The following is a 23,343-nucleotide window of genomic DNA, read 5'->3' as shown; positions in this document are numbered from 1 at the left end:
TCTCAATGGTTCGAACGACGATTCTCAGCGTTCGAACGGAGCTAATTTTCAGTGTCGGCTGATGCGTCAACGTTGATAGGTAAATCAAATTCTCACAGGTTCGAACGCTCAGTTTTAACCGTTGGGCCGACCTGTAGTTTACAAGATTTTGTGATAGCTATTTTTATAGTTGTTTGCAGTGATTTTGCGAGCACGTACGGTGTCAAGCCAACGTGGGATAAGTTGTAACGGAGCGCCAGCGAGGTTACAGCATTATGCCGCGAAAGTGACTTGACGCCGTTCTTCTTTAATACGCTGTACAAAGGCCGTTAAGCACACTGCTTAACGGCCTTAAAAACAGGCGGCTACAAGCGTTAAAACGCGTTTGGCCCTGCAATTAACTTCTTCTATTGACCTTTAGGATTTCTGCACGCCTCCATATTGTTCCATTTGCCTGACTGAGGCACCGTACATTTCGATTCTGTGGGAGACACTGACGAGTCTGTCCAGGATTGCGTCGGAGTAAGTCGGGTCGTTGATATATTCAGCCCATTTACTGACCGGCAGCACGCTTGTGACGATAGTACTTGCGTACATGTATCTTTCGTTTATTATTTCCAGCAGATCCTCTCTGGATCTGGCGTCTAACTGTCCGATGCCCCAGTCATCGAGGACTAGCAGATCAACATTTTTATACTCCTTGAGTTTTTTGAAGTATGTTTCGACGATCTGATGTGACGCAGACATTTGGTTAAGCAGCAGGGGTATTCTGACTACCCTTGCTGTTTTCCCTTTCATGCAGGCCTGATTAGTTAAGGCGCACGCAAGGAAGGTTTTACCGCATCCGGCAGCTCCGGTAATAATGATGTTTTGGTGCCTTTCCATCCACTGCATCGTGAGGAGCGCCTCTGCCTGATTTCTATCTAATCCTCTTTCAATGCTGAAGTCGATTGTGTCAGGACGAGCGTTTGGCAAGCAGATTTTTGCTTCTTTAAGACGACGGTTTAGTGCATTCGAGTCTCGCTTTTCAACCTCATATTCCAACCCTTCGATGACGCAGTCAAGCAAAGGCATTTGACAGGCGTCAGGATCAGTAAGAATCGCACAGAAGCGCTCATAAGCGGCACGCATTTTCAGCCTCTTGCACAACTCGCTGAGACGCAGAATTTTTTTATCATGAGTAGTTATTTCTGATGTTTTCATGTTCAACAGTCCTATAGTCCTGGTCTTTGTCGGAATTATCTAAGCCCATAAGCAGCTCTTTCTTTCGCATATTCACAAAGTTCTCGATAAAGCTGTAGCTCAGGAACTTTTGTTCGAGCGCAACGCCGAGGGCTTCATTGGCAAGCCGGTTCGATCCTATTTTTGCAAGCCGCCTTAGGCAGGAGCAGAATCTGCGGGCGTTCATTTGATCGGATTCCCACTTGATCTCCAAGACGTTTACAACCGTACTTTCGTTGTAGCCGCAGTCGATCAGCTCTTGTGCCCATTCATCCTTACTGAGCCGTTGGTGCTTTTCCTTTGCCGTCAGATGCTCAGGCAGAATGTGCGTCTTCTGGCCTGAAGCTTCAAGCAATCTCTTGTGCTTGCCAATGCAGACGGCGGTCTCAATGTCGTAAATGAAGACATTTTCGGCTGTCTTCAGCACAGAGACTTTTTTACCTACGTGGCTGGCAGGAACGCTGTAACGATGACCACAGTCCTCAGTGAGCCTGATACAGTGCCCTTTGTCAACCTTTAAGTACTTCCAGCTGCCGACTTCAAAGGCAAGGATGGGAAGACTTGCCAGCGCTTTTTTCTCGTGCGCCGCAAATTCAATTTCGCGACTGCTTTGGCGATTCTTTGTGAACGGACGCTCGTTGAACTGACGTACCTTCTCAAGAATCTGCTCGTTCAGATCAGACAGATCAAACGCTCTTATCGGACCCTGCATCGACAGAGGCGCTATCACATGCCGATAGAAGTGTAAAACGCTGTTTTCTACGCGGTTCTTGCCCTTTGGACTTCGCGGCCGACAAGCAAAGGTGTTGATCCGGTAGTATTCGCACAGATTGGTCAGGATTGGAGAGTAATCGATTCTGCTTTGCTTATGCGACATGACAAGGCTCCTGGCGTTGTCGACTATAAGCGTCTTTGGAATGCCGCCGAAGAACTCCAAGGCTTTGACAATCCCTTGCATCCAGGAGTGCTGTTTTTCATCGTCAAAAGCGCAGGCAAACATCTTCTGACTAAATGTCATTGTGGCAACAAACAGTTTGGATTTGCGGCTTTTCCCATGCTTGTCGACCCAATTGATAAGCTCGCCGGCAAAATCGATTTCCATCGAGCCGCCGGGTACTCGCTCCAAGTTGGTATAAACCTCCTTCGGAGCTTTAGCTTTCATTGCCTTATCTATTTGACGGCAGAACGTCGGATACGAGCAGGCGCTGCTAGGGTCAGATGCCTTGTATGCTTCGTAAAGAAGCTGTCTGGTTGCATACTTGACGTTTGCAAGCTGAGTTATGACGTGATCTGTATCGATTTCTCGGTACTTTGCGTCAATGTGAGAACACAGCAGCTCTTCCAATACGGCTGAATCAGTCTTTTCGATCTCCGTGTACGTCAAGCCGGATGCTTTGATCTGGTTTGCGTATTTTGAGACAGTTGACTTCGATACGCTGACGGAAGCTGCAATTTTCGAATACGGTTGATTCAAGTTCAGCAGAGCTGCAATTTTCTTGATCTTTTCCATTGAAGATTGTTCCATAAATTGTCCCTAAAAAATTTAAGGACATCAGACTACAATCCAACGGAAAAAACTGAAACATGCTAAGCATTCGAACCAGTGAGAACACCGTACTCAACTGGCAGAACAATTAGCTAGCTACTATTATGAGAGGGGCGTTCGAACACTTGAGAACACCGTTCGAATGGTTGAGAGAATTCATAATAGGGATGAAAATTAAGAAAAGTCTTCAAGAGAAAGGGGCTTGCAGAGTGTCCCCGCTGCGGATAATTTCCAAAATTCCACACTGTAAGATCGGGTTAAATTTCAACGTGTGTTTTTTGCCTGATTGAATTTGAAGTATCAAGAAACGCAAGAATTCTGATAGGTGTCAGAGAAGAAAATAGTGGAGAGTTTCTGAGAAAACCATCGGAAGCCCCGTTATGAGGCTTCCTGCGTTAGTTAAAAACGAAACTGACAGCTAGCGGAGCCAATTGTCAGCGACCGTCGAAATAATTAACACTAGCAGTGCTAGAGGCACGTATGATTACGGCTCGATTGTTAGACAAGTTGAGCCGTTGTCGTTTTACGGGGCCGGAATGGATACCCGTACCCCCTTTCACAAAAATAAATCCCCTGCGAGAATCCTTTACAAGCAACGTTCACTCTGTTTTAAACAATCGAAGGAATCACTAGGAGATAGGCAGATGTAGTCTTTCTGTTCGCTAATTCCGTTCCTCGATTTCAATATGATTTTCATTAAATAGGGGAGGGCGATATATCACGTTTAAATCGCGCTCGACTATGGACAGAGAACGAGCAGGTAGGAGTTCAGAGCCTCAGCGTGCAGATATTTTTAAATCTGCCGGGCCTGAATTAGATGCCGACAGGCGAAAGAACAGACATTTGTCCGGTTGACTCAGGATTCAGTCTGTATTCTGCTTTTTCAAAAAAAACAGCGCTTAAGCTACGAACTTAGGCGCTGTGTCGTATCAGCTTGCGAGTTGTTTATTAGGCCAAAATCTTATTTACAAGGTTGACGAGCAGCTGAGAAGCCTGCGGAAGAATCTCAACGTTAAAGTTCATATTTCTGTCATGCAGACCGGGAGCCGCACCGCTTCCAATGCCATAGTACAAAACGCGAAGCTCGGGCTTAGCTTTTTTGTAGAAATGAAAATCTTCGCCGCCCCCGCCGCAGTTGGCGTGCAGCGCGTCCTTTCCGATTGTTTCAGTAACCGTTTCTCTGAAAAGTTCGTTCAGCGCCGCATCGTACTCGGGCCCCGGACAGTATTCCGTAACCTCACAGGATGCTTTGGCGCCGAAACTTCCTTCCAGACTTGCTGCGGCAAGCTTCATTCTCTCAATAATAGCTTCGAGAGCGACATTGTCCTGAGCACGAAGGTCATAGGCGATTCTTACAAAGCTCGGAATAGAGTTCGTTGCTCCGACTTCGGAGAAGATCTGTGTCGGCTTAACTGACCAGGACTTGTTCGGATCGATCTTGATGAGAGCGATAGAGGCAATGTACTGGGAGGCGGCTTCGATCGGGTTGATGCCGAGGTGCGGTCTGGCGGCGTGAGCCTGCTTCCCGTCAATTCGAACTTCAACCGTTGCGCAGGCAACATGGTTGACAGATGCGCAGTACTTGCCGAAAGGCAGATCCTGAACGGGGCGGATGTGGGAGCCGACAGCGATATCGACACCTTCTAAGGCACCGTCTTTAATCATCGCTAACGCGCCTTGGAGGCTTTCTTCAGCAGGCTGAAATACCAGTCTGACTGTGCCTTTTTTTAGAGAGCTTCTGATTTCGGGAGCTGCAGCAAGAAGGATCGCCGCATGAGCGTCGTGTCCGCAGGCGTGAATGGCTTCAATTTTTTCCGGATCATTGGGATCGGTATAGGGCAGAGCGTCAATATCGGCTCGGAGCATGACGACCGAGCCCTCATTGCCGCTGCTGATATCAACAATCAGACCATGGCCGCCTACGCCGGAGCGAACGGCAAATCCCATATCTTCAAGTTTGTTTTGAATATATTGCGCAGTTTTAATTTCCTCTCCGGACAGCTCAGCAAGCTGGTGCAGTTCTGTCCTGTACTGAATAGCTTCTTGGAATGACATAGATAGAAAAACAGGTGGCGACCGGCCGGTCTCTGTGCGAGCCTAATCCTCCGATCGTTAGATGCCTCGAGAAGAGGTAGGCTGATTTTAGGGTAGAGAGTTCTGTTTGACAATACTCTTTAGTAATAATCACAAGCAGCGCATCGCGGATATTTAATAAGTGATTTTTTTATCGGCGACAAAATTTCTGATCCACTTCGTAAAAGTAAGAAGCTTTGTTTTTATCTTCCAGCGATTTTGTATCCGTTGGTCAGAATAAATACATGATTTCCGACTCTAACTTCTATGCACTGGGATAGCGGTGCTGTCATGGTGGATATCGTATGGAGGAAACGGAATTTTGTGACAAACAAAGGAAACAGTTTGAGCCAGTGGATCTAAAACTGAAGTCTGCCAGGGCGGTTACTTTGCCGCAGCACATAGGAAAGCCTCTGCTCAGATTTTCTTTACGTGTAAATAAAACGGCTTTTTGATTAGCAGGCTAAATGCGGGAAGGCGCCAAGACTTGGGTGTCTGCCCGCTGTCGTTTTTGAGCAGAACGCAAAATTTTTCTGAGCACATTGACTATTCGAAGGAAAAGGTCGTGAGAGACCTAGGCAAAACGCGCAAAGTTTTTGCAAAGCTGGCAAAGTGTATTTGTGAGATATGCGTGGAGTTTTCTCTGACAAAGATGAAAAATAGTCGTGTCGGCAACGACTGCTGAGAAGATGCAAAAGCGGAATTGAGGCATGACGACAGCCGGCAAAACGTTTCAAATTTGTTCCGGTTATTCCATCTGCTGCGACACCGAATACGCCAATTGAAGTTAGTTTTGAGAGAACTGATTTTGAAACATCCTCTTTCGAGAGACGTAAGCATAGTTATAGAGAAACAAATAAGAATCCTAGGAGAAAACTTATGATTAAATTTAAACCGATCGCCCTGATGCTGGCTTTAGGCGCTTTCTATTGCCAGGGCGCTTTTGCTTCTCAGGTTACACTGTACGGCAAAATCGACGAAGGTCTGCTTGTTGGAAAGACTCGTCACGGAGATGCGACTTTTGACGTTAAGTCCGGCTTTACCGCGAGTTCCCGCTGGGGTATCAAGGGCGTTGAAGATTTAGGCAACGGCCTGAAGGTCGGTTTTATTCTTGAACAGGGCTACAACGTAGATGACGGCGCTGCGACTTCTTCGACTCTCGCATTTAACAGAGAGACAGCGCTTTATGTTGACGGCGGATTTGGACGACTGACATTCGGCCGTCTCGGAACCTTAGGCTTCGCACAGAGCACCGGCATTCTTCGCGGCGCAATTTTTGGTGTTACGCACGGTGCCTCCGGCTGGGCTTCCGGCACAACATCCCTCCATTTCAGCCGAGTTGACAACGCTGTTGCCTATAAGACACCGTCTTTTGGCGGAGTAACGTTGCACGCAATGTACTCCAATGGTACTAACACGGATGACTCCAAGAATAAATGGTCTGAAAATAATCACTACTACGGCTTAGGCGCCTTGTATAGCTCCAAGACACTGAGCGGAAGTGTTATTTTTGAAACGATTGACTACAAGTCTTTAACTGGAAATACAAAGCATCCTTTGTACCATGTGACGATGGGCGGCTGGTGGCAGGTTGGTATTTTCCGCCCGATGGCGATTTACCAGTATCAGTGGGGCGAAAACAGATATAAACAGCATGCTGCGCAGATTGGTTCTCAGATCAAGCTTGGCGGCGGCACAGCAAAACTCGGCTTCAAGTATGTGACTCGTAAAATTGACGGCACCGCCTCTAAGATTGAAGGCGAAAAGAAAGGCAATCTCTGGAACGTTGGCGCTGGCTACGAATATCCGCTCTCCAAGAGAACTAAGGTATACGGCTTTGCCGGATACACGGACGGCGGAAAAGGCTGGGGTAAAGGCAAAAACCTCACTACTACCAACTTGAACGGCTATCAGATCGCCGTCGGTATGGTTCACGACTTCTAATACGTAGGAACATTTTCTCTACATAGAGACAATTCCTGGAAGCTTCTGGGCAGCACATCCTCCTAGGCTGGTTTGGCTGCCCGGTTTTTATTTTTCCTTTAAATCTTTTCATTGCGCAGCGCTGAGCAGGCGCTTGATAAGTTCGATATCTCTTTACAGATTTGAAACAGCACAAGTATTCGGCAGAATGACTTTACATGCGTCGCATTACTTTCTCCCGCTCGAAAGATCGATAAAAAGTGATAATCTCAAAAACTTCAAGCGGTTTGATATTGACTAAACGGTTACTCTGCCAATGACAATCCAATCAGCAGCAATTCTCGGAAGAGGCGCGCTTGGCGTGATGTACAGCTCTTTCCTGTCACCTCAGCTTCCTTCTGAACAAACTTATTTCCTGGCGGAACCCCATCGCGTGGAGCGTTATCGTCAGGAAAGAATTACCGTCAACGGAACGCCAGCAAACCTTTGCTTTAAAAGTCCTAAAGAACTCAATAAAGCGCCGGATCTTTTAATCGTGGCTCTTAAGGCGCCGGTCCTGAGACAGGCCCTTCGCTTGGTTAAGGACGCAGTGGATCAAAATACCATCGTGGTCTCGGTCATGAACGGAATCTCCAGCGAAGACATCATTGCTGAAGAGCTCGGACTGAAAAAGATTGTGCATTGTGTGGCGCAGAGGATGGACGCGTTGTTTCAGAACAACACACTGACGTACCGCACGTTTGGAGAACTTGTGATCGGCCTCAGCTCGCAAAATCGATCACAAATCGAAGCTCTGCAGGATACGGTTGAATTCTTCCGCCGAACTCAAATGCCGCATTTGGTCGACAGCAATATTATTCATCGAATGTGGTGCAAATGGATGCTGAATGTCGGTGTGAACCAAACGCTTTCCGTCTACAACGGCTGCTTCGAGATGATTCATAAGCCGGGAGAGGCCAGAGATGTCATGATCGGAGCGATGCGCGAAGTGCTGAAGCTCTCGGAGCTCGAGGGCACGGGGCTTAGCGAGAAGGATTTCAAAGAATATCTGAAAATTATTGACGAGCTGAACCCAAAAGGAATGCCGTCTATGCGGCAGGACCGTTTGGCTAAGCGCCCGACGGAAGTTGAGAGCTTCGCAGGAACAGTGATCGACAAGGCGGCTAGCTTCGGCTTAAACGTGCCGTTTAACGAGAAGCTTTACCGCCAGGTCAGACAGTTTGAGGCGGAATACCTGAAATAAGAAGCGATGGACGGATAAAACGGTTCTATCATTAAAATCGAGCAATTAACTAGGAGTAGTGAGATGCCTAAGCACGTACTGATTATTGACTGCGGCTGCGAGAATTACGGCAGAGGCGGCTGCTTAAACCATTATCTGAGCAATATTGCCGACGAAGAACTTCAGAAGCTGGGCTATAGCACGGAAATCACACTCGTAGACAGTGAGTGGGAACCGGCAGCTGAAGCAGAAAAATTTAAACGCGCTGATTTCGTTATCGTGCAGACACCGGGTTGGTGGATGAGTACGCCTTGGCAGTTTAAACGCTATCTGGATCTTGTCTGGATGCAGCCCGGCATTGCGCACGGAGACGGCCGCCATCACGAAACTCCGACCAAGGGCTATGGCACCGGCGGTATTCTGAATGATAAGAAATACATGCTGAGCTCCACTTGGAATGCGCCGATTCAGGCTTTCACAGAAAAAGATCAGTTCTTTGAAGGAAAAGGCATCGACGGCGTTTTCTTCTGGCTCCACAAGGCGTTTGCCTTTATTGGCATGAAACCGATGGAATCCTTTATTTGCAATGACGTTCTTAAAAATCCCAAGATTGACGAAGACGTCAAACGCTGGAAGGATCACATTAAGAAAAACTTCGGTTAATTAAATTAGAAAGAAAACGGCGCAGAACTAAAAGTCCTGCGCCGATTTGATTTTTAGAGCGAAAGATTAGCCTTCCATAGCGCCTGTCTCTTTGTCAAGACCAAATGCTTTATGGAGAGCGCGAACAGCGAGTTCCATGTACTTCTCATCCACAATGATCGAGGTGCGGATTTCAGAAGTGGAAATCATCTTGATGTTGATGTTTTCCTCTGCGAGAACGCGGAACATCTTGGCTGCGACACCGGCGTGGCTGCGCATGCCGATACCGACGCAGGAAATCTTGGCGATGGAGGCGTCAGTCAGGATACCCTCTTCTCCGAGATAGGGAAGAACATTGTCCTTGAGGACCTGAAGAGTCTTGTCAAGATCGTTGCGGCTTACAGTGAAGCTGAAGTCCGTTAAACCGTTCTTAGCGGCGTTCTGAACAATCATGTCAACTTCAATGTTGGCTTCGGCGACATGACCGAGAATTTTATAAGCGATACCCGGGGTGTCAGGGACGTGCGGCAGAGTGATTTTGGCTTCGTTTCTGCTGAAAGCGATACCGGAAACAACGACTTTTTCCATCTTAGGATCATCCTCAAAAGTAATCAGGGTGCCGGAATTTTGCTCTTCATCCAGCGGAATATCAGGGTCTGTCAGGCTTGAGAGTACACGGGTCGGAATGTGGTACTTGCCTGCGAATTCGACGCTTCGAATCTGAAGAACTTTAGAGCCGAGAGAGGCCATTTCTAAAATTTCTTCAAAGGCAACAATGCTCAGTTTGCGGGCATTGCTGACGACACGGGGGTCGGTGGTGTAAATGCCGTCCACGTCTGTAAAGATCAGACATTCATCGGCTTTCAGAGCGGCGGCAAGCGCAACTGCGGATGTATCAGAGCCGCCGCGGCCGAGTGTTGTAATGTTGCCGTTTTCATCGCAGCCCTGGAAACCGGCGACGATGACAACTTTTCCTTCATCAAGATCCTTCTTAATGCGGTCGCCGTCAATTTCTTTAATGCGGGCTTTTGTGAACGCATCATCCGTAAGGACTCTAACTTGCGGACCGGTATAGCTTTTGGCTTTGAGTCCGATATTCTGAAGAGCCATTGCGAGGAGACCGATCGTGACCTGCTCACCGGTGGAAGCAATTACATCGAGTTCTCTGGGATCGGGATTTTTTTGAATTTCTTTTGCTAATGCGATCAGACGGTTGGTCTCTCCGCTCATCGCGGAAACAACCACCACAACCTGATGGCCGGCATTGTGCCACTTAGCAACTCTTCGGGCGACATTCTTGATTCGGTCAGTAGTGCCGACGGATGTGCCGCCGTATTTTTGAACAATCAGGGCCATGTTATATCTCTAAGTTTGGAGGGACTAGCGGTAACAATTGCTAGCGTTCAGATTTTTATTTTATGGAAAGAAATCGAAAATTCAGGAATGCTCAGAAATTTTTTTAACACTACGCGGTTAGAGATTTCCTGAGTCCTATGCCGTCTTTACATCATCATGCCGATATGGATAAATACAAAGAGTCCGCTAAAGAGCGTGATGAGATAAATGACAAGCGCAAAAAGATACGCGTAACGCGCAAGCGGCTGGGTCTTCAGGCGCCACGCGGCTCTGAATGACAGAACAGAAAACACAAATCCCCAGAGATACAGAATGACGGCGACGATCAAAAGGCAAAGACCTGCCGCGTCATAGTTGGTGTCCGGCCCGTACGAGAAGGCCATGCCGGTGCCGTAAAAGACTAAAAGCCAGAAAATGCTTCCGCAGAGCAGATAACCCCAAAATAATTTATGCACGGAGGCTGACGCCAGAAAATCCCGATTAAGGATTGATGATTTTTTATTTGTGTCCGCGGCAGCCGTCGGTTCTTCTTTAGGAGTATTGTCAGCCTGCTGTGTCATTTTCATTTCCTGTGTAAACAGAGAGTTCTACCAGATTCCGGTCCGGGTCCCTCAGATAAATGGATTGCATCGCTCCTTTGGCGCCACGCCTTTGGAGCGGTCCTTCAACTTCGACGCCCTGGTTCCTGAACGCTTCGGCGATTTTGTGCAGATCGCTTCCGGTTTCAATCTCCAGGCAGAAGTCGCCGCAGCCCGGTGTCGGATTTTCCGCCGCGGGCAAAAGCGGGTCGTTCTCGTCGTGGATATTTATTTTAGAGAACGGAAGATAAACTTCATAACGCCGTGATGTTTTTTCAACGCGTAGACCCAAATCGGAATAAAACTGCGCGAGTACCTGCGGCCGCGGGCTCGTGAGCACAAAGTGGTCGATTGCCCTGACCTTAAAGAGAGAGGAGGGCGCTTCAATCTTCGGTTCATAGGCGGGTTTTCCGTCTTTCAGAACAAAGTCGCCTTGGGCAAGCTGCGGATGACGGGCTAGGTAATCATCATTAATAATGATTTCGTTTCCGATAATTTTTCCAACCGAGATACGGTAAAGCGGTTTGGATCTTTTCTTAATCGGATCCCAAATGTTTTTGTATTCGAAAACGTATCTGGAATTTCTGACTTTCTGAATACCGAACTTCGCTTCTCTCAGATCGGTGACTCGCGCTTCATCTGACATCACAGGGCCTTTTGTGAAGAATGCCTATATTGGTCGTGAAATTTTACCCGTCTTTGCCCGCATGCTTAAACTCAAAAGCATACGGAAAGGCTGTAATCCGTTAAAACAGAAACACAGTATAGGAGATACTAATCATGGCATGTGACTGCAGCAAGACAGACAAAAAACCGGTTGAACAGAAACCCGAAGACAAAAACGTTGAAACTCTGAAGAAGATTGAAGAGGAAATGGTTGAAGTTGTCGATAAGGGCACGGAAGAAGGAGAATAATCTCCGACTTTTCTGAATAAAAAAGGACCTCGATGAGGAGGTCCGCTTTTAGGCGCCGGGTTCGAGAAAATCGGATCCGGCGTTTGCTGTGTTTAGAGCGTGACTTCTACGCTCTTGCCGATTTCATAGAAATGGCCGCCCGCCACGTAATGAAGAGAGCGAAGCTCTTCCGGGCCTTTTTCCAGATGCCAGTGGTTGTCGGAGAAGACACGGCTGTCGGCCCATGCCTTGACAATTTCTCCGACGAACATGTCATAGCTTTTTTCCATATGCGCTTCAGGAATACGCTTGATCAGCGCCCAAGCAGCGCAGCCTTCGGGAAGCGGAAAATCACAGCCTTCAATATTGAAGAACTTCAGACCGCTGTCCTGAATTTTGTTGGGATTGCCGTTCTTGCTGACAGAGCCGAGATAAAGCAGTTCCTTGCGGATGCCGTATCCCGGAACGGTCAGAAGGAAGTATTCAGCCTTATTCAAAATTTTGCGGGAGTAGTGAGTCGAGTCCACCACGACACTCATCTTTGTATAGTCAGCAGGACAGGCCCAGGAAGCAGGCATAACATCGATGTCGTCGCCTTCTTTGACTTCCAAAAACACCGTACCGCCTAAATTGAAGAGACGATAGGGGTTCTCAAGATCAACCGGTTTGACAAATTCTTTTTGACTCAATTTGTTCTCCTAAATGAATAAAAGCACAAGGCTGATATTTTAATTTAGGAACTAAATAATGCTTGCCCAAAAATAGCGCACTAAATCGGTGCATATTGCATCCTCTTAATTCTCTATATCGGTGCATAACTGTGCAGACGGTCGGATAAGGCCGTCTAAAACCGTGCATTTGGCTTACAAATAAAGTTGGCACGCTTCTTGCATGTGTACAAGTAGGAAGAAAAGGTTTGCAGAAGCAAACCCGCATCGGTCTAAAAGACTGAGCCGACTTCCCCGAATACAGCGGCTGTGCGGACGCCACAAGCTGAGCAGCTGCGGCTAATGGTTAATTTTCACTTCGCTTGGAGAATTTTATGTTTACTAAGAAACTTGTTCCGCTCGCTCTGGCCGCTTCTCTTGCGCTCTGCGGCGCATCCGTGTCGGCTAAGACCGAATTCGTCACGATTGGTACCGGCGGCATCACCGGTGTTTACTATCCGACAGGCGGCGCGATTGCCAAAATCGTCAACGCCAAAAAAGATCAGTACGGTGTACGCGCTTCCGTAGAATCCACGGGCGGCTCTAAATTCAATATCAACGCGATCGATTCCAAAGATCTTGACTTCGGTATCGCTCAGGCCGATACACAGTACATGGCCTACAACGGAAAAGGTCCCTGGGAAGGCAAGCCCGTTTCCAAGCTTCGCGCGGTGTTCGCTCTTGCTCCTGAAGCCGTGACATTCGTCGCAGCCGAAGACTCCGGCATCAAGTCGATCAATGACGTCAAAGGCAAAACGATCAACCTTGGCGACCCGGGTTCAGGCAACCGCGTGAACTCTACCGATATTTTCAAATATGCCGGTATCGTTCCGGGCAAAGACTTCAGAGACGAAAAGCTCAAACCGGCTGACGCGCCCCGCGTGCTGCAGGACGGCCGTATTGACGGTTTCTTCTATACCGTCGGACATCCGAACGGCAACATCAAGGAAGCAACCGCAGGCAAACGCAAAGTCCGTATCGTTCCGATCACCGAGGTCGGCGATCTTCTGAAGGATGCGCCTTACTACGCAATGACAGAAATCCCGATGGATCAGTATCCAGACGCGACCAACGCCAAGGACAAGGTGAAAACGGTCGGCATGCTTGCCACGCTCGTGACATCGGCGGATACACCGGATGACGTTGTCTACGCGATCACTAAAGAAGTGATGACCAACCTTGATCAGTTCAAGAAGCTGCATCCTGCGCTCGCCGGTCTGACTCCCCAGAGCATGCTTGAAGGCCTGACCGCTCCGATCCATCCGGGCGCAATGAAGTACTACAAGGAAGCCGGCCTCATTAAATAAGCGCCGCTTCGCTTAAAAATGAAGACCCGCCGGCCTGCGGGTCTTCGCACCCCCGGTAGGGACCACAAAAAAATGAGAGGACGCCATGACGGACAAGAACAAAACAGAAATGCTTCTGCCTCAGGCAGGCATTCCCGGGTATATTCCCAAACCTAAAAAAGACGCGCCCGAAGATGTGATCGGGGAATATAAAAAGCAGGTTCAGCAGCAGGCCGAAAAAGGAATTGTCGGAGATAAGACAGGTCTGTCCGCTAAGCTGACCTATATCGTCGCTCTCGCATGGGCGTTTTTCCAGATGTCCACCGCTTCGTGGCTGCTTCTGGATTCTCTTTACGTGAAGGCGTTTCATTTGGCCTTCGCGCTTGCACTGATTTATCTCAATCTCCCAACGCTCAAATCCAATCTGAATTCGCGCTGGGACCTCCGTATTCTGCTTGCGATGAAACGCGTCACGATTGTCGACTTCATGATCGGCATCGTAGGCGTTATCGCCGCGCTTTATATTGTTATTGATTACGCCGGCATTTCCGAGCGGCCGGGGCAGCCGATCGGACGAGATCTGATATTCGGCGTGCTTCTTGTCGTCCTGATGCTTGAAGCGACAAGACGCGTGCTTGGCCCTGCGCTGCCGGTGATTTGCGGCGCGTTCATGGCCTACGTCTTCTTAGGCCCGTACCTTCCGGATGCAATTGCCTTTAAAGGTGCGACACTTTCCCGTTTCATCTCCCAGATCACTATGGATACGCAGGGTATCTATGGTGTGCCGCTTCATGTTTCCGCAACCGTCGTGTTCCTTTTTGTGATGTTCGGAACTATGCTTGACCGCGCGGGCGGCGGCGCGTTCTTTACTCGTTTGGCGATCTCCGGACTCGGACAGTACCGCGGAGGCGCCGCAAAGGCCGCAGTGGTGAGTTCGGCGCTCTCCGGAATGGTTTCGGGCTCTTCCATCGCCAACGTGGTGACGACCGGTACCTTTACGATTCCTTTGATGAAGCGTCTGGGCTATCCCGCCAAGAAGGCTGCTGCGATCGAGGTTGCTTCTTCGGTGAACGGACAGCTTGCCCCTCCGGTCATGGGCGCGGCCGCATTCATCATCGCCGAATACGTCAATGTTCCTTATGTAGAAGTGGCCAAAGCCGCTGCTGTTCCGGCATTCGCCTCTTATATCGGTCTGCTTTGGATCACGCATATTGAAGCCTGCAAGCTTGGTTTGAGAGGACTTCCCAAGAGCGAGCTTCCTCGATTTCTGATAGAGCTGAAAAACGGTCTGCATTATTTGATCCCGCTTGCCGTGCTTATTTGGGAGTTGGTGGTCGAGATGCATTCTGCAGAGCTCTCCGTTTTCAGAGCGATTCTGGCTCTTGCCATCATTATGGTTCTTCAGCCTGTCGCCATTGCCAGACTGCACAACGCTGATCTTTGGGCCGCCTTCAAGTTTGGTATTAAAAACACACTGAACGCTATGGCAGCCGGCGCCAATAATATGGCGGGCGTCGCGCTTGCCACAGCATCTGCCGGCATTATCGTGGGCTGCGTCTCGCTTGGTCTCGGCCAGCAGATCACATCCTTCGTGGAAGTGATGTCCATGGGCAACATCTTCCTGATGATCCTGATCACGGCTGTCGCGAGTCTGCTTCTTGGCATGGGTCTGCCGACGACAGCCAACTACATCATCATGGCATCGTTAACGGCGCCTGTGATTGTTGAACTTTCCACCGGTCTTTCACTGCACGGTCAGGAAATTGTGATTCCGCTGATCGCCGCCCATCTGTTCTGTCTGTACTTCGGTATTCTCGCCGACGATACGCCGCCCGTGGGTCTTGCCGCCTATGCCGGAGCCGCGATCGCCAAAGAAAACCCGATCTCAGTCGGTATTCAGGGCTTTTTGTACGACATCCGCACAGCGATCATCCCGATCTTCTTCCTCTTTAATTCCGACATTCTCCTTATTGGAATTGACTCCTGGGCAGCGAGCTTCTTTATCTTCGCAATGACCGGTCTCGGCATGGTTACGATGGCTTCTGCGGTGCAGGGCTGGCTGATCGGAAAATGCAATATTATCGAGCGTCTGCTTCTCTTGGCCTCGACCGTGATATTCATGTTCCCGGCGCTGATTTCCGGTTTCGTTCTCCCGCACAGCCAGCGCTGGTGGGGCTACTTAGCTGCGATCGCGCTGCTTGGTCTCGTATTGGTTTGGCAGAAACTCCGGTATGACCCGAAGAAAGTTTCCGAGCGATCTGAAGAAATGATGGAGTCCGAGGAGCTCGCAGCCTCATAACAGTTTGACTACCCTTTCATTGTTCGTCATTTTCCGCAGCCCTAAAACCGCTGCGGTCTTTTTTTTTAGGCATTAAAAAACGGAGCCGTCGCGGCTCCGTTATGTCCTATTCAGCTATGGCAGCGGTTATATCCAGCCTTTCTTACGGAATTCCTTGAGTTTCTCGACGAAGTACGTCATTTCAGCAGGCGTTCCGAGAGAAATACGGCACCACTGCAGAGCAGGCGGGAAGGGACGGCCCACCATGATGTTTTCGTCCTTCATATGTTCGAAGAACGGTTTCAGGGGCGCTTTCAAGTCGATAAATACGAAGTTGGTCTGGCTCGGAAGATACGGAATCTTGAGTTCATCCAAAGCTTTGTACAGAATTTCACGAGCTTTGTCGTTGCTTTCTTTGGATTCGGCAAGGAATTCCTTGTCGTTCATTTCCGCCATCGCTGCTGCCAGCGTGGACTGATTCATCATGACTTCGTAGGCGACGTGATCACGGATCTTGTTGATCACGCTGACGGCACCGATCGCATAGCCGAGACGCATACCGGCCATGGCGAAAATCTTGGAGAAAGTTTTCAGGACGACCAGATTGTCAAAGCCCTGTTTTACAAGTTCTACACCAGACTTGAAAGAAGGGTCATTGACAAATTCGCCGTAAGCTTCATCCAGAACGAAGAAGGTATTTTTCGGCTGAGACTTGATCCATTTGATCAAGAAGCCGCAGTCGGCAATGGTCGAAGTGGGGTTGTTCGGGTTCACCAGATAAACGATTACATGGTGCTTTTTAGCTTCGGAAGCGGCCGCTTTTTTGAGCGCTTCGAGATCGACACTCCAGTTCGGTCCCATCTTAACGTTCTTGATCGGCATGCCGTTGTGTTCGGCAACCATCGCGCCGTCACCGTAAGTCAGTTCCGGCTGAACGAGAACAGTGTTCTTCAGGTTGTAGGCCTCGATTGTGGCGCGAATCGCTTCCGCGGAGCCGTGTGTGAGAAGGACTTCATCGGGTGTGACGCCGACAAATTTAGCCAAGTCTTTCTTAAACTGAACCACCTGCTGGAAAGGGTAGCGGGAACCGTATAAAGCGGCCCTGGCGATGGCTTCTTTAGCCTTTTGGCTCATGCCGAGCGGGTTTTCGTTAAAGGATAAGAGCAAAGGATTTTGTTTAGTCGGTGCGGTAAATTCCGGCTGTTCGGCAAAGGCGGCGGAAGAGCCGGCAGAAACAAGAGCGGTACCAAGAGAGGCGCCGGTCAGACGAAAAAGCTGACGACGATTAAGAGTCATCACATATCTCCTAAATGAGTGAATGCCTTGATGTATAGTACATTATTGAAAAATTTTCCCTGAAATTTATGGATTTTCGATAATATTTTTATTCTCATTTCGAAGGCGCAGGCTGCTGCGAAGTTTTTCTCGCAAATTATTTAAAACGACTGATGCGTATAAGTTGGTATTTGCGTCCGGTAATAAAAAAACTCCGCGCGGGCGGAGTTTGGTGTCGGCGGTGAAAGGCTTAGGCCTTCTTTTCGGGCTCAACGTAGCCTTCGGGATGGGCAACGCCTTCACCGAAGAAATGCGCTTCAATCTGTTCCATCAGCCACTTGCGGGCGCGGGGATCAGCCATAGAAAGGCGGTTTTCGTTAACAATCATGGTCTGAAGATGCTTCCACTGTTCCCAGGCTTCTTTGGAGACGTTGTTGTAAATCTTCATGCCAAGCGCGCCGGGAAGCGGCGGCAGATCGAGGCCTTCTGCCTCATGGCCGAGTTTTACGCACTGAACCATATGTGCCATTTGTATATTTCCTTTAAAAAGTTTCGGGATAGTGTACAGAGATTCTCCAAAATAGCTAGAGATCTTTGATAAAGATTTGTGAACGGCGCTGCCAGTTATAGAGTTTGCGCTTTTCGATCGGAAGGTCCTCGACGCTTGCCGGGCGGAATCCGCGCTTGAGGAACCAATGCATGGTTCGAGTGGTCAGCACGAACAATCGGGTAAGTCCGGCTTTTCTGGCTTCGTTTTCAATATGTTTTAAAAGCCGTTCGCCGTCACCGGAACCCTGATAGGCGGAGTCAACCGTCAGTGCGCCCATTTCTCCGAGCTTCTCGTTGGGGAACGGGTAGAGGGCTGCACTGCCGTAAATAATTCCGTCATGCTCAAGCACATAGAATCGATTGATTTCGCGTTCAAGCTTTTCTCTCGGGCGCTTCACCAAGGTACCGTCTTCTTCAAGCGGTTCAAGCAGTTTGATGAGGCCGGAGACGTCGTCTGCGGTTGCCTGTCTGAGCGACTCGAGATTCTCGGACGTGATCATGGTTCCCACGCCGTCGTGCGTAAAGAACTCTTCAAGAATGCCGCCGTTGAGCGCGTAGGGGACAATGTGCACGCGCGAGACGCCGAGGTTAAGCGCTTTAAGAGCGTAGCGAAGGTTGTAAATATCCTCGTCATCGACAAGTTTTTTGCTCACAAATTCGTTTGCTTCCTGAACCGTCAGTTCGGTGACGACTTCACCGAATCTTCTGACACCGTCGACATTAGTGAGGAAGGCGAGTTTTTCCGCTTTAAGTTCGCCCGCGACAGAGGAGGCAAGATCTTCGCAGGTCAGATTGAACGCCTCTCCGGTCGGAGAGAAGCCGAGCGGAGCGATCAGCACGATATTGCCGAAATCGAGTTCTCTTTTAATCGCTTCCTTATCTACTTTGCGGACAACGCCGGTGAGCTGGTAATCGGTTCCGTCGATAATACCGAGGGGGCGCGCGGTCACGAAGTTTCCGCTGACGACGCGGCACTGGCTGTGCGCCATCGGAGTGTTCGGCAGTCCCTGTGAGAAAGCGGCCTCGATATCCAATCTGACTTCGCCTGCGGCTTCCTTTACGCAGCTGAGCGCCTGAGCGTCGGTGATGCGAATGCCGCTTACGTAGCGGGACTCGACGGCTTTCAGTCCCATGAGTTCTTCGACCTGCGGTCTTACGCCGTAGACGAGCACAATTCTTGCGCCGATCGCGGACATCATGCTGATATCGGCGATGAAGCTGTTGAAGTGATCTTCCCGGATCATTTCACCCGCAAGACAGATTACGACGGTCTTGCCGCGAATGGCGTGAATATAAGGCGCGACGCTTCTGAACCAGTCAACCCATTCAAGGCCCGGCTCTTCCATATCGGATGTGGTGTCAGTCATTGTCGAAATCAAGAATAAAGGTTGTATAAAAATTAGGGACCATTTTAATGATTTTGATGAGCCGAATATTTTCTGCGGATCTTCATTCTGCGGTTTTGAGCGGATTGGTTTAAGAGAAATTCGGGATGGCTGCGGTCTTCTGATTTTTTAGGCGCACCGGTACTTCTTTTGAAACATTTGCGCAGTCTTTAATCGTTTGGATATTCCTTGTCTCGGGCATAATCTTGCCTAACTAATTGAAGAAAAAGTTTTATCCTTACTCGAATTACTTATTGAAAAAGAATTCCACTGCCATGGCAGACAACTTTAAAGATTTAAGAGCAAAACTTGAAAAAGCGGCGGCCGCAAAGAAAACAGAACAACCGAAGGCTGCTGAAAAGAATGTAAAACCGGCGCAGCACAAAAGGCCTAATGTGCCAAAGACGGCTCCTCGAACAGAGAAGAAGACTGAGCAGCCGGAGAAAAAACAAACGCCCCAGAAGAACAAGGTTCCGGTAAAAAAACAGCCCGGAACTTCTTTGAAGGACTTTTCTCAGCTGAAGGCGCTTCGCCATCAGATCGGATCGAGCGCGGAAGCCGAAAAGAAGAAAGAAGTAAAACATAAAACACAGCCGAAGAAGACTGAGACAGCACCGTCTTCAGGCAAAAAGAGCGAAGTCAGAAACGTTCCGCCAAAACTTCAGCTCGAAGAGCAGCTGCCGGTTAGCGAAAGAGCAGATGAAATCGCCGAAGCGATAAAAAATAATCAGGTTGTGATCGTCTCGGGCGAAACCGGTTCCGGTAAAACAACCCAGCTTCCTAAAATCGCAATGATGGTCGGACGCGGCACAAAAGGCCTGATCGGACACACTCAGCCTCGCCGTATCGCGGCAACGTCGATTGCAAAAAGAATTTCTGAGGAAATGGGCGCCGAGCTCGGCTCTGTCGTGGGCTACAAGATTCGGTTCAAAGATGAAATCCAGCCCGGCGCGTCCGTCAAACTGATGACAGACGGCATTCTCCTTGCTGAAACTCAGCACGACCGGCTCTTAAAGGCATATGACACGATCATCATTGACGAGGCGCATGAAAGAAGTCTCAATATCGATTTCCTGCTCGGCTACCTGCGGGAAATTCTGCCTAAGCGCCCCGATCTGAAAGTTATTATCACGTCGGCGACGATCGACTCGGAACGTTTTGCCAAACACTTTGAACCGGTCAACGGAAAACCTGTTCCGATTATTAATGTTTCGGGGCGTCTCTATCCGGTCCAAATCCGCTACCGTCCGATCGAAGATACGGACGAGAGCGACGATAAGATAATGATGAGCGCGATCGCCGATGCCTGCTCGGAACTGATGAGCGCGGGCAGCGGAGATATTCTGGTCTTTCTTCCCGGCGAACGCGAAATCCGTGAAGCTTCTGAAGCACTTTCCGAATTCGCGCAGAAGGGCGTGGAAATTCTTCCGCTGTTTTCTCGCCTGAGTATCGAAGAGCAGGACCGAATTTTCCGGAGCGGCGGCCGAAGAAGGATTGTTCTTTCCACCAATATCGCTGAAACCTCGCTGACGGTTCCCGGGATTCGTTATGTGGTGGACAGCGGTCTGGCTCGTGTCAAACGCTATTCCTACCGCAATAAGGTGGAACAGCTGCAGGTCGAGGCGATCAGTCAGGCGGCCGCTCAGCAGAGAGCCGGTCGATGCGGCCGTGTCGCCAACGGTATCTGTATTCGTCTTTATGACGAGGACGATTTCAATCGCAGACCGGAATTTACTGATCCGGAAATTCTGCGAAGCTCTTTGGCAACCGTTATTCTTCGCATGAAATCACTTCACCTGACGGACGTCAGAGAGTTTCCTTTTGTCGAAGCGCCGCGTCCGAGAGCGATTTCCGACGGTTACGACCTTCTGAGGGAGCTGAATGCCGTGACGGAGCGAGGCGGAGAGCTGACTCAAATCGGCTGGAAACTCGCTCGCCTGCCGCTGGACGCAAGAATTGCGCGCATGCTGCAGGCCGCTGAAGAAAATCAGGCGCTTGCCGAAGTGCTTGTTATTGCTTCGGCGATCTCGATTCAGGATCCGCGCGAGCGACCCTTGGACGCTCAGGAAAAAGCCGCTGAAGCGCATAAAAAATTTGGTGATGATAAGAGTGACTTCAACTCCTGGCTCAAACTCTGGAATTGGACGCAGAACGAAATTGCGAATAAAGAAAGCAATCGACTGCTCGATCAGAAGCTCCGTCAGAATTTTCTTTCGGTCAAACGCCTTCGTGAGTGGCGCGACGTATATCGACAGCTGAAGGATTTGGTCGCGGAACTCGGCTGGCGCGTCAATACGGCGCCCGCAACGTACGAGCAGCTGCACAAGGCGCTGCTTACGGGACTCTTGGGCAACGTCGGCTTTAAGAATTTAGATGCGGATTTCCGCACTCCGCCTTATACAGGTGCCCGAGGCATTAAGTTCTGGCCTTGGCCCGGCTCCTCCATTGCGAAAAAGAGCGGCAAATGGATCATGGCGTCCGAATTAATGGAAACGTCACGCTTATATGCGAGAACGATCGCCAATATCGAGCCGGAATGGCTCGAGAAGGTCGGAGCGTACCTTCTGAAAAAATCCTGGAGTGATCCGCATTGGGAAAAGAAAGCCGGTTATGTGGTCGCGTTTGAAAAAGCGACGCTCTACGGTCTTCCGGTGTACGGACAGAGAAGAGTGGATTTCTCTAAGAAAGATCCTGCGCTCGCAAGAGAACTCTTCATCAGAGAAGCGCTCGTACAGGAGGACTACGAGAGCAGGGCGCCGTTCTGGCAGCACAATATGGCGATGATCCGTGATATTCGTGAGATGGAACACAAGTCACGGCGTCCGGACGTGCTGGTGGACGACAGTCTGATTTATGACTTTTATGACAAACGGATTCCGAAAGAAGTTATCAGTCAGAGCACTTTTGATAAGTGGCGCGCTCAGGTAGAGCAGGACAGCCAGAAACTGCTTTACCTGACAAAAACCGATCTGATGCGCCATGACGCTTCCGGCATTACGATCGAATATTTCCCGAAGAAACTGGAAATCGCCGGCGTCCCGATGGCGCTCAACTATAACTTTGATCCGGGCAGCGTTCGCGACGGCGTCACACTTACGGTGCCGCTCTTTGCGCTGAATCAGCTTGACGCGGAACGACTCGAGTGGCTCGTGCCCGGTATGGTCAAAGAAAAAGTTCAGATGCTCCTCAAGAGTCTTCCGCAGAGGCTGAGACGTCATTTTGTGCCGCTGCCCGATTGGGCGAAAGCCTTTGCTCAGCGTCACGAGGTCCCTAAAGGAGACCTGTTTGAGACGATTATCGCCGAAGCCAAAGAACAGTTCCGAATCGATATCCGTAAGGCGGATTTCAAATTGGAAATGCTGCCGCCGCATCTCAGCATGAATTACAAAGTGGTGGATGAACACGGCAGACAGCTCGATATGTCGCGAAGCATCCCTCAGCTGAGAAGCGCGCTCAGCGCTCAGGCGCGAGAGACCTTTCAGAATATCGCTTCAAAAGACAGCAAAGTTGCAGAAGAGCTGCAGGAGCAAATTACGGAATGGAATTTCGGAGAACTGCCCGAAGTCATGGAAATTAAACGCAAGGGCCTTTCTTTAATCGGACATCCCGCGCTCGTGGATAAAGGAGAATACTGCTCTCTTGAGGTCTTTGACGATCCCCTGCAGGCTCAGGAGCTTCATAAGAAAGGTTTGGTGCGCCTGATTCGAATCGCTCTGAAGGAGCAGATTAAATACCTCGATAAAAATCTGAAGTCGCTTCAGACAACGCAGATACAGGGCGCGTCAATCGTGAGCCTTAGAAAAGCATTTCCGTCATTTGAGGAAATCAAAGCCGACGTGATTGACGCTGCGATTGAAAGCGCCGCGTTTACGGAGGAGCTCCCGATGAATAAAGAACAATTCGGGGAAATGATCGGCAGAGTCAAAGAAAAACTGAATCTGCTCGCACTCGAACTCGGGAGGCTTCTTTCCGCGATTGTTGCCGAAGCCGCGCTCGCTCAGCAAAAGCTTAACGGCATCAAAGCCTACGAAAAAGTGCACGAAGATATCACGCAGCAGCTTTTCGATCTGTTTGAACCGCACTTTATCAGGAAGGTACCGATGGATCGCCTCAAACATTATTCGCGGTATATGAAAGCGATTCAGGTACGCATTGAGCGGCTGAGAAACGATCCGAACAGGGACGCCGAACGCATGGAAAGCATCCATGAACTGACGGTCCCCTATAAGCGTGAGCTTGCTTCGCGTAAGGGCGTCTATGATCCGCAGCTTGCCGAATTCGCCAACATGCTCCAGGAGCTTCGTGTTTCGCTCTTTGCGCAGGAATTGCGAACTCCTGTACCCATTAGTGTGAAAAGACTGAAAAAAATGTGGGAAAGCATCGTAAGAAAATGGTAAGTTTTTAATGCTGTCTGCAGATTTCTGATAGG

At 49.5% G+C, this 23,343-nt stretch carries 17 protein-coding genes; 7 read left to right on the top strand and 10 right to left on the bottom strand.

The annotated features are described in order from the left end of the window. Positions 1–396: 396 nt before the first annotated feature. The 3 genes from istB to AC6I1F_RS08620 form a co-directional block, all read right to left on the bottom strand. Complete coding sequence (gene istB / locus AC6I1F_RS08630) at positions 397–1,182, bottom strand: IS21-like element helper ATPase IstB (RefSeq protein WP_277612818.1); 786 nt, start codon at positions 1,180–1,182, stop codon at positions 397–399. Beyond that, the gene (gene istA, locus AC6I1F_RS08625; protein WP_251453080.1) at positions 1,154–2,725 is read right to left on the bottom strand and encodes an IS21 family transposase; all 1,572 of its coding nucleotides are present in this window, start codon (positions 2,723–2,725) and stop codon (positions 1,154–1,156) included. The genes istB and istA overlap by 29 nt, the downstream gene beginning before the upstream one ends. 969 nt (positions 2,726–3,694) lie before the next feature. Then, complete coding sequence (locus AC6I1F_RS08620; RefSeq protein WP_289174437.1) at positions 3,695–4,801, bottom strand: amidohydrolase; 1,107 nt, start codon at positions 4,799–4,801, stop codon at positions 3,695–3,697. A gap of 897 nt (positions 4,802–5,698) precedes the next feature. Between AC6I1F_RS08620 and AC6I1F_RS08615 the strand changes: the two genes are divergently transcribed. The 3 genes from AC6I1F_RS08615 (at position 5,699) to AC6I1F_RS08605 (ending at position 8,627) form a co-directional block, all read left to right on the top strand. Next, positions 5,699–6,763 carry a porin gene (locus AC6I1F_RS08615; protein ID WP_290432610.1) on the top strand — a complete coding sequence of 355 codons (1,065 nt, stop codon included), beginning with the start codon at positions 5,699–5,701 and terminating at the stop codon, positions 6,761–6,763. Positions 6,764–7,058: 295 nt separating this feature from the next. Continuing rightward, a complete protein-coding gene (locus tag AC6I1F_RS08610; RefSeq protein WP_289187331.1) occupies positions 7,059–7,985 on the top strand; it encodes a ketopantoate reductase family protein in 927 nt (308 codons plus the stop codon). Between the two features lie 63 nt (positions 7,986–8,048). Further along, complete coding sequence (locus tag AC6I1F_RS08605) at positions 8,049–8,627, top strand: NAD(P)H-dependent oxidoreductase (protein ID WP_251450889.1); 579 nt, start codon at positions 8,049–8,051, stop codon at positions 8,625–8,627. A 66-nt stretch (positions 8,628–8,693) separates the two neighbouring features. On the opposite strand, the gene AC6I1F_RS08600 is transcribed toward AC6I1F_RS08605, so the two are convergent. From AC6I1F_RS08600 to AC6I1F_RS08590, 3 genes are all read right to left on the bottom strand, one after another. Further along, a complete protein-coding gene (locus tag AC6I1F_RS08600) occupies positions 8,694–9,962 on the bottom strand; it encodes an aspartate kinase (protein WP_251450887.1) in 1,269 nt (422 codons plus the stop codon). A 146-nt stretch (positions 9,963–10,108) separates the two neighbouring features. Further along, on the bottom strand, positions 10,109–10,522 hold the full coding sequence (locus AC6I1F_RS08595; protein WP_160334353.1) for a hypothetical protein: 414 nt from the start codon (positions 10,520–10,522) through the stop codon (positions 10,109–10,111). Further along, positions 10,506–11,186, bottom strand: a complete 681-nt coding sequence (locus AC6I1F_RS08590) for a VOC family protein (protein ID WP_160334352.1) — start codon at positions 11,184–11,186, stop codon at positions 10,506–10,508. The genes AC6I1F_RS08595 and AC6I1F_RS08590 overlap by 17 nt, the downstream gene beginning before the upstream one ends. Before the next feature lie 134 nt (positions 11,187–11,320). Here AC6I1F_RS08590 and AC6I1F_RS08585 point away from each other — a divergent pair, with 134 nt between their 5' ends. Beyond that, on the top strand, positions 11,321–11,455 hold the full coding sequence (locus AC6I1F_RS08585; protein WP_255453126.1) for a hypothetical protein: 135 nt from the start codon (positions 11,321–11,323) through the stop codon (positions 11,453–11,455). Between the two features lie 92 nt (positions 11,456–11,547). Here AC6I1F_RS08585 and AC6I1F_RS08580 read toward each other — a convergent pair whose 3' ends face one another. Then, positions 11,548–12,123, bottom strand: coding sequence for a flavin reductase (locus AC6I1F_RS08580; protein WP_160334351.1), 576 nt, complete (start codon positions 12,121–12,123; stop codon positions 11,548–11,550). A gap of 353 nt (positions 12,124–12,476) precedes the next feature. Here AC6I1F_RS08580 and AC6I1F_RS08575 point away from each other — a divergent pair, with 353 nt between their 5' ends. Both AC6I1F_RS08575 and AC6I1F_RS08570 read left to right on the top strand, forming a co-directional pair. Beyond that, on the top strand, positions 12,477–13,448 hold the full coding sequence (locus AC6I1F_RS08575) for a TAXI family TRAP transporter solute-binding subunit (protein ID WP_251450880.1): 972 nt from the start codon (positions 12,477–12,479) through the stop codon (positions 13,446–13,448). An 85-nt stretch (positions 13,449–13,533) separates the two neighbouring features. After that, entirely contained in the window at positions 13,534–15,726 is a 2,193-nt protein-coding gene (locus tag AC6I1F_RS08570) for a TRAP transporter permease (protein WP_289163726.1), read from the top strand. 126 nt (positions 15,727–15,852) lie between these two features. Here AC6I1F_RS08570 and AC6I1F_RS08565 read toward each other — a convergent pair whose 3' ends face one another. The 3 genes from AC6I1F_RS08565 to argA all read right to left on the bottom strand — a co-directional run bounded on the left by AC6I1F_RS08565 (position 15,853) and on the right by argA (position 18,896). Beyond that, positions 15,853–17,001: a pyridoxal phosphate-dependent aminotransferase gene (locus AC6I1F_RS08565; RefSeq protein WP_160334348.1), complete on the bottom strand. Its 1,149-nt coding sequence runs from the start codon at positions 16,999–17,001 to the stop codon at positions 15,853–15,855. Positions 17,002–17,230: 229 nt separating this feature from the next. Beyond that, positions 17,231–17,509 carry an oxidative damage protection protein gene (locus AC6I1F_RS08560; RefSeq protein ID WP_160334347.1) on the bottom strand — a complete coding sequence of 93 codons (279 nt, stop codon included), beginning with the start codon at positions 17,507–17,509 and terminating at the stop codon, positions 17,231–17,233. Positions 17,510–17,564: 55 nt separating this feature from the next. Further along, positions 17,565–18,896, bottom strand: coding sequence for an amino-acid N-acetyltransferase (gene argA / locus AC6I1F_RS08555; protein WP_289078015.1), 1,332 nt, complete (start codon positions 18,894–18,896; stop codon positions 17,565–17,567). Positions 18,897–19,189: 293 nt separating this feature from the next. Here argA and hrpA point away from each other — a divergent pair, with 293 nt between their 5' ends. Then, positions 19,190–23,311 (top strand): ATP-dependent RNA helicase HrpA, encoded by a 4,122-nt coding sequence (gene hrpA, locus AC6I1F_RS08550; RefSeq protein ID WP_497801738.1) that lies wholly within the window; start codon positions 19,190–19,192, stop codon positions 23,309–23,311. The last annotated feature ends 32 nt before the right edge of the window (positions 23,312–23,343 follow it).

The organism is Parasutterella sp. St.1A3 (assembly GCF_059728705.1).
Note: the sequence above shows the minus strand (reverse complement) of the source record. Positions and strands in the feature narration are given on the sequence as shown.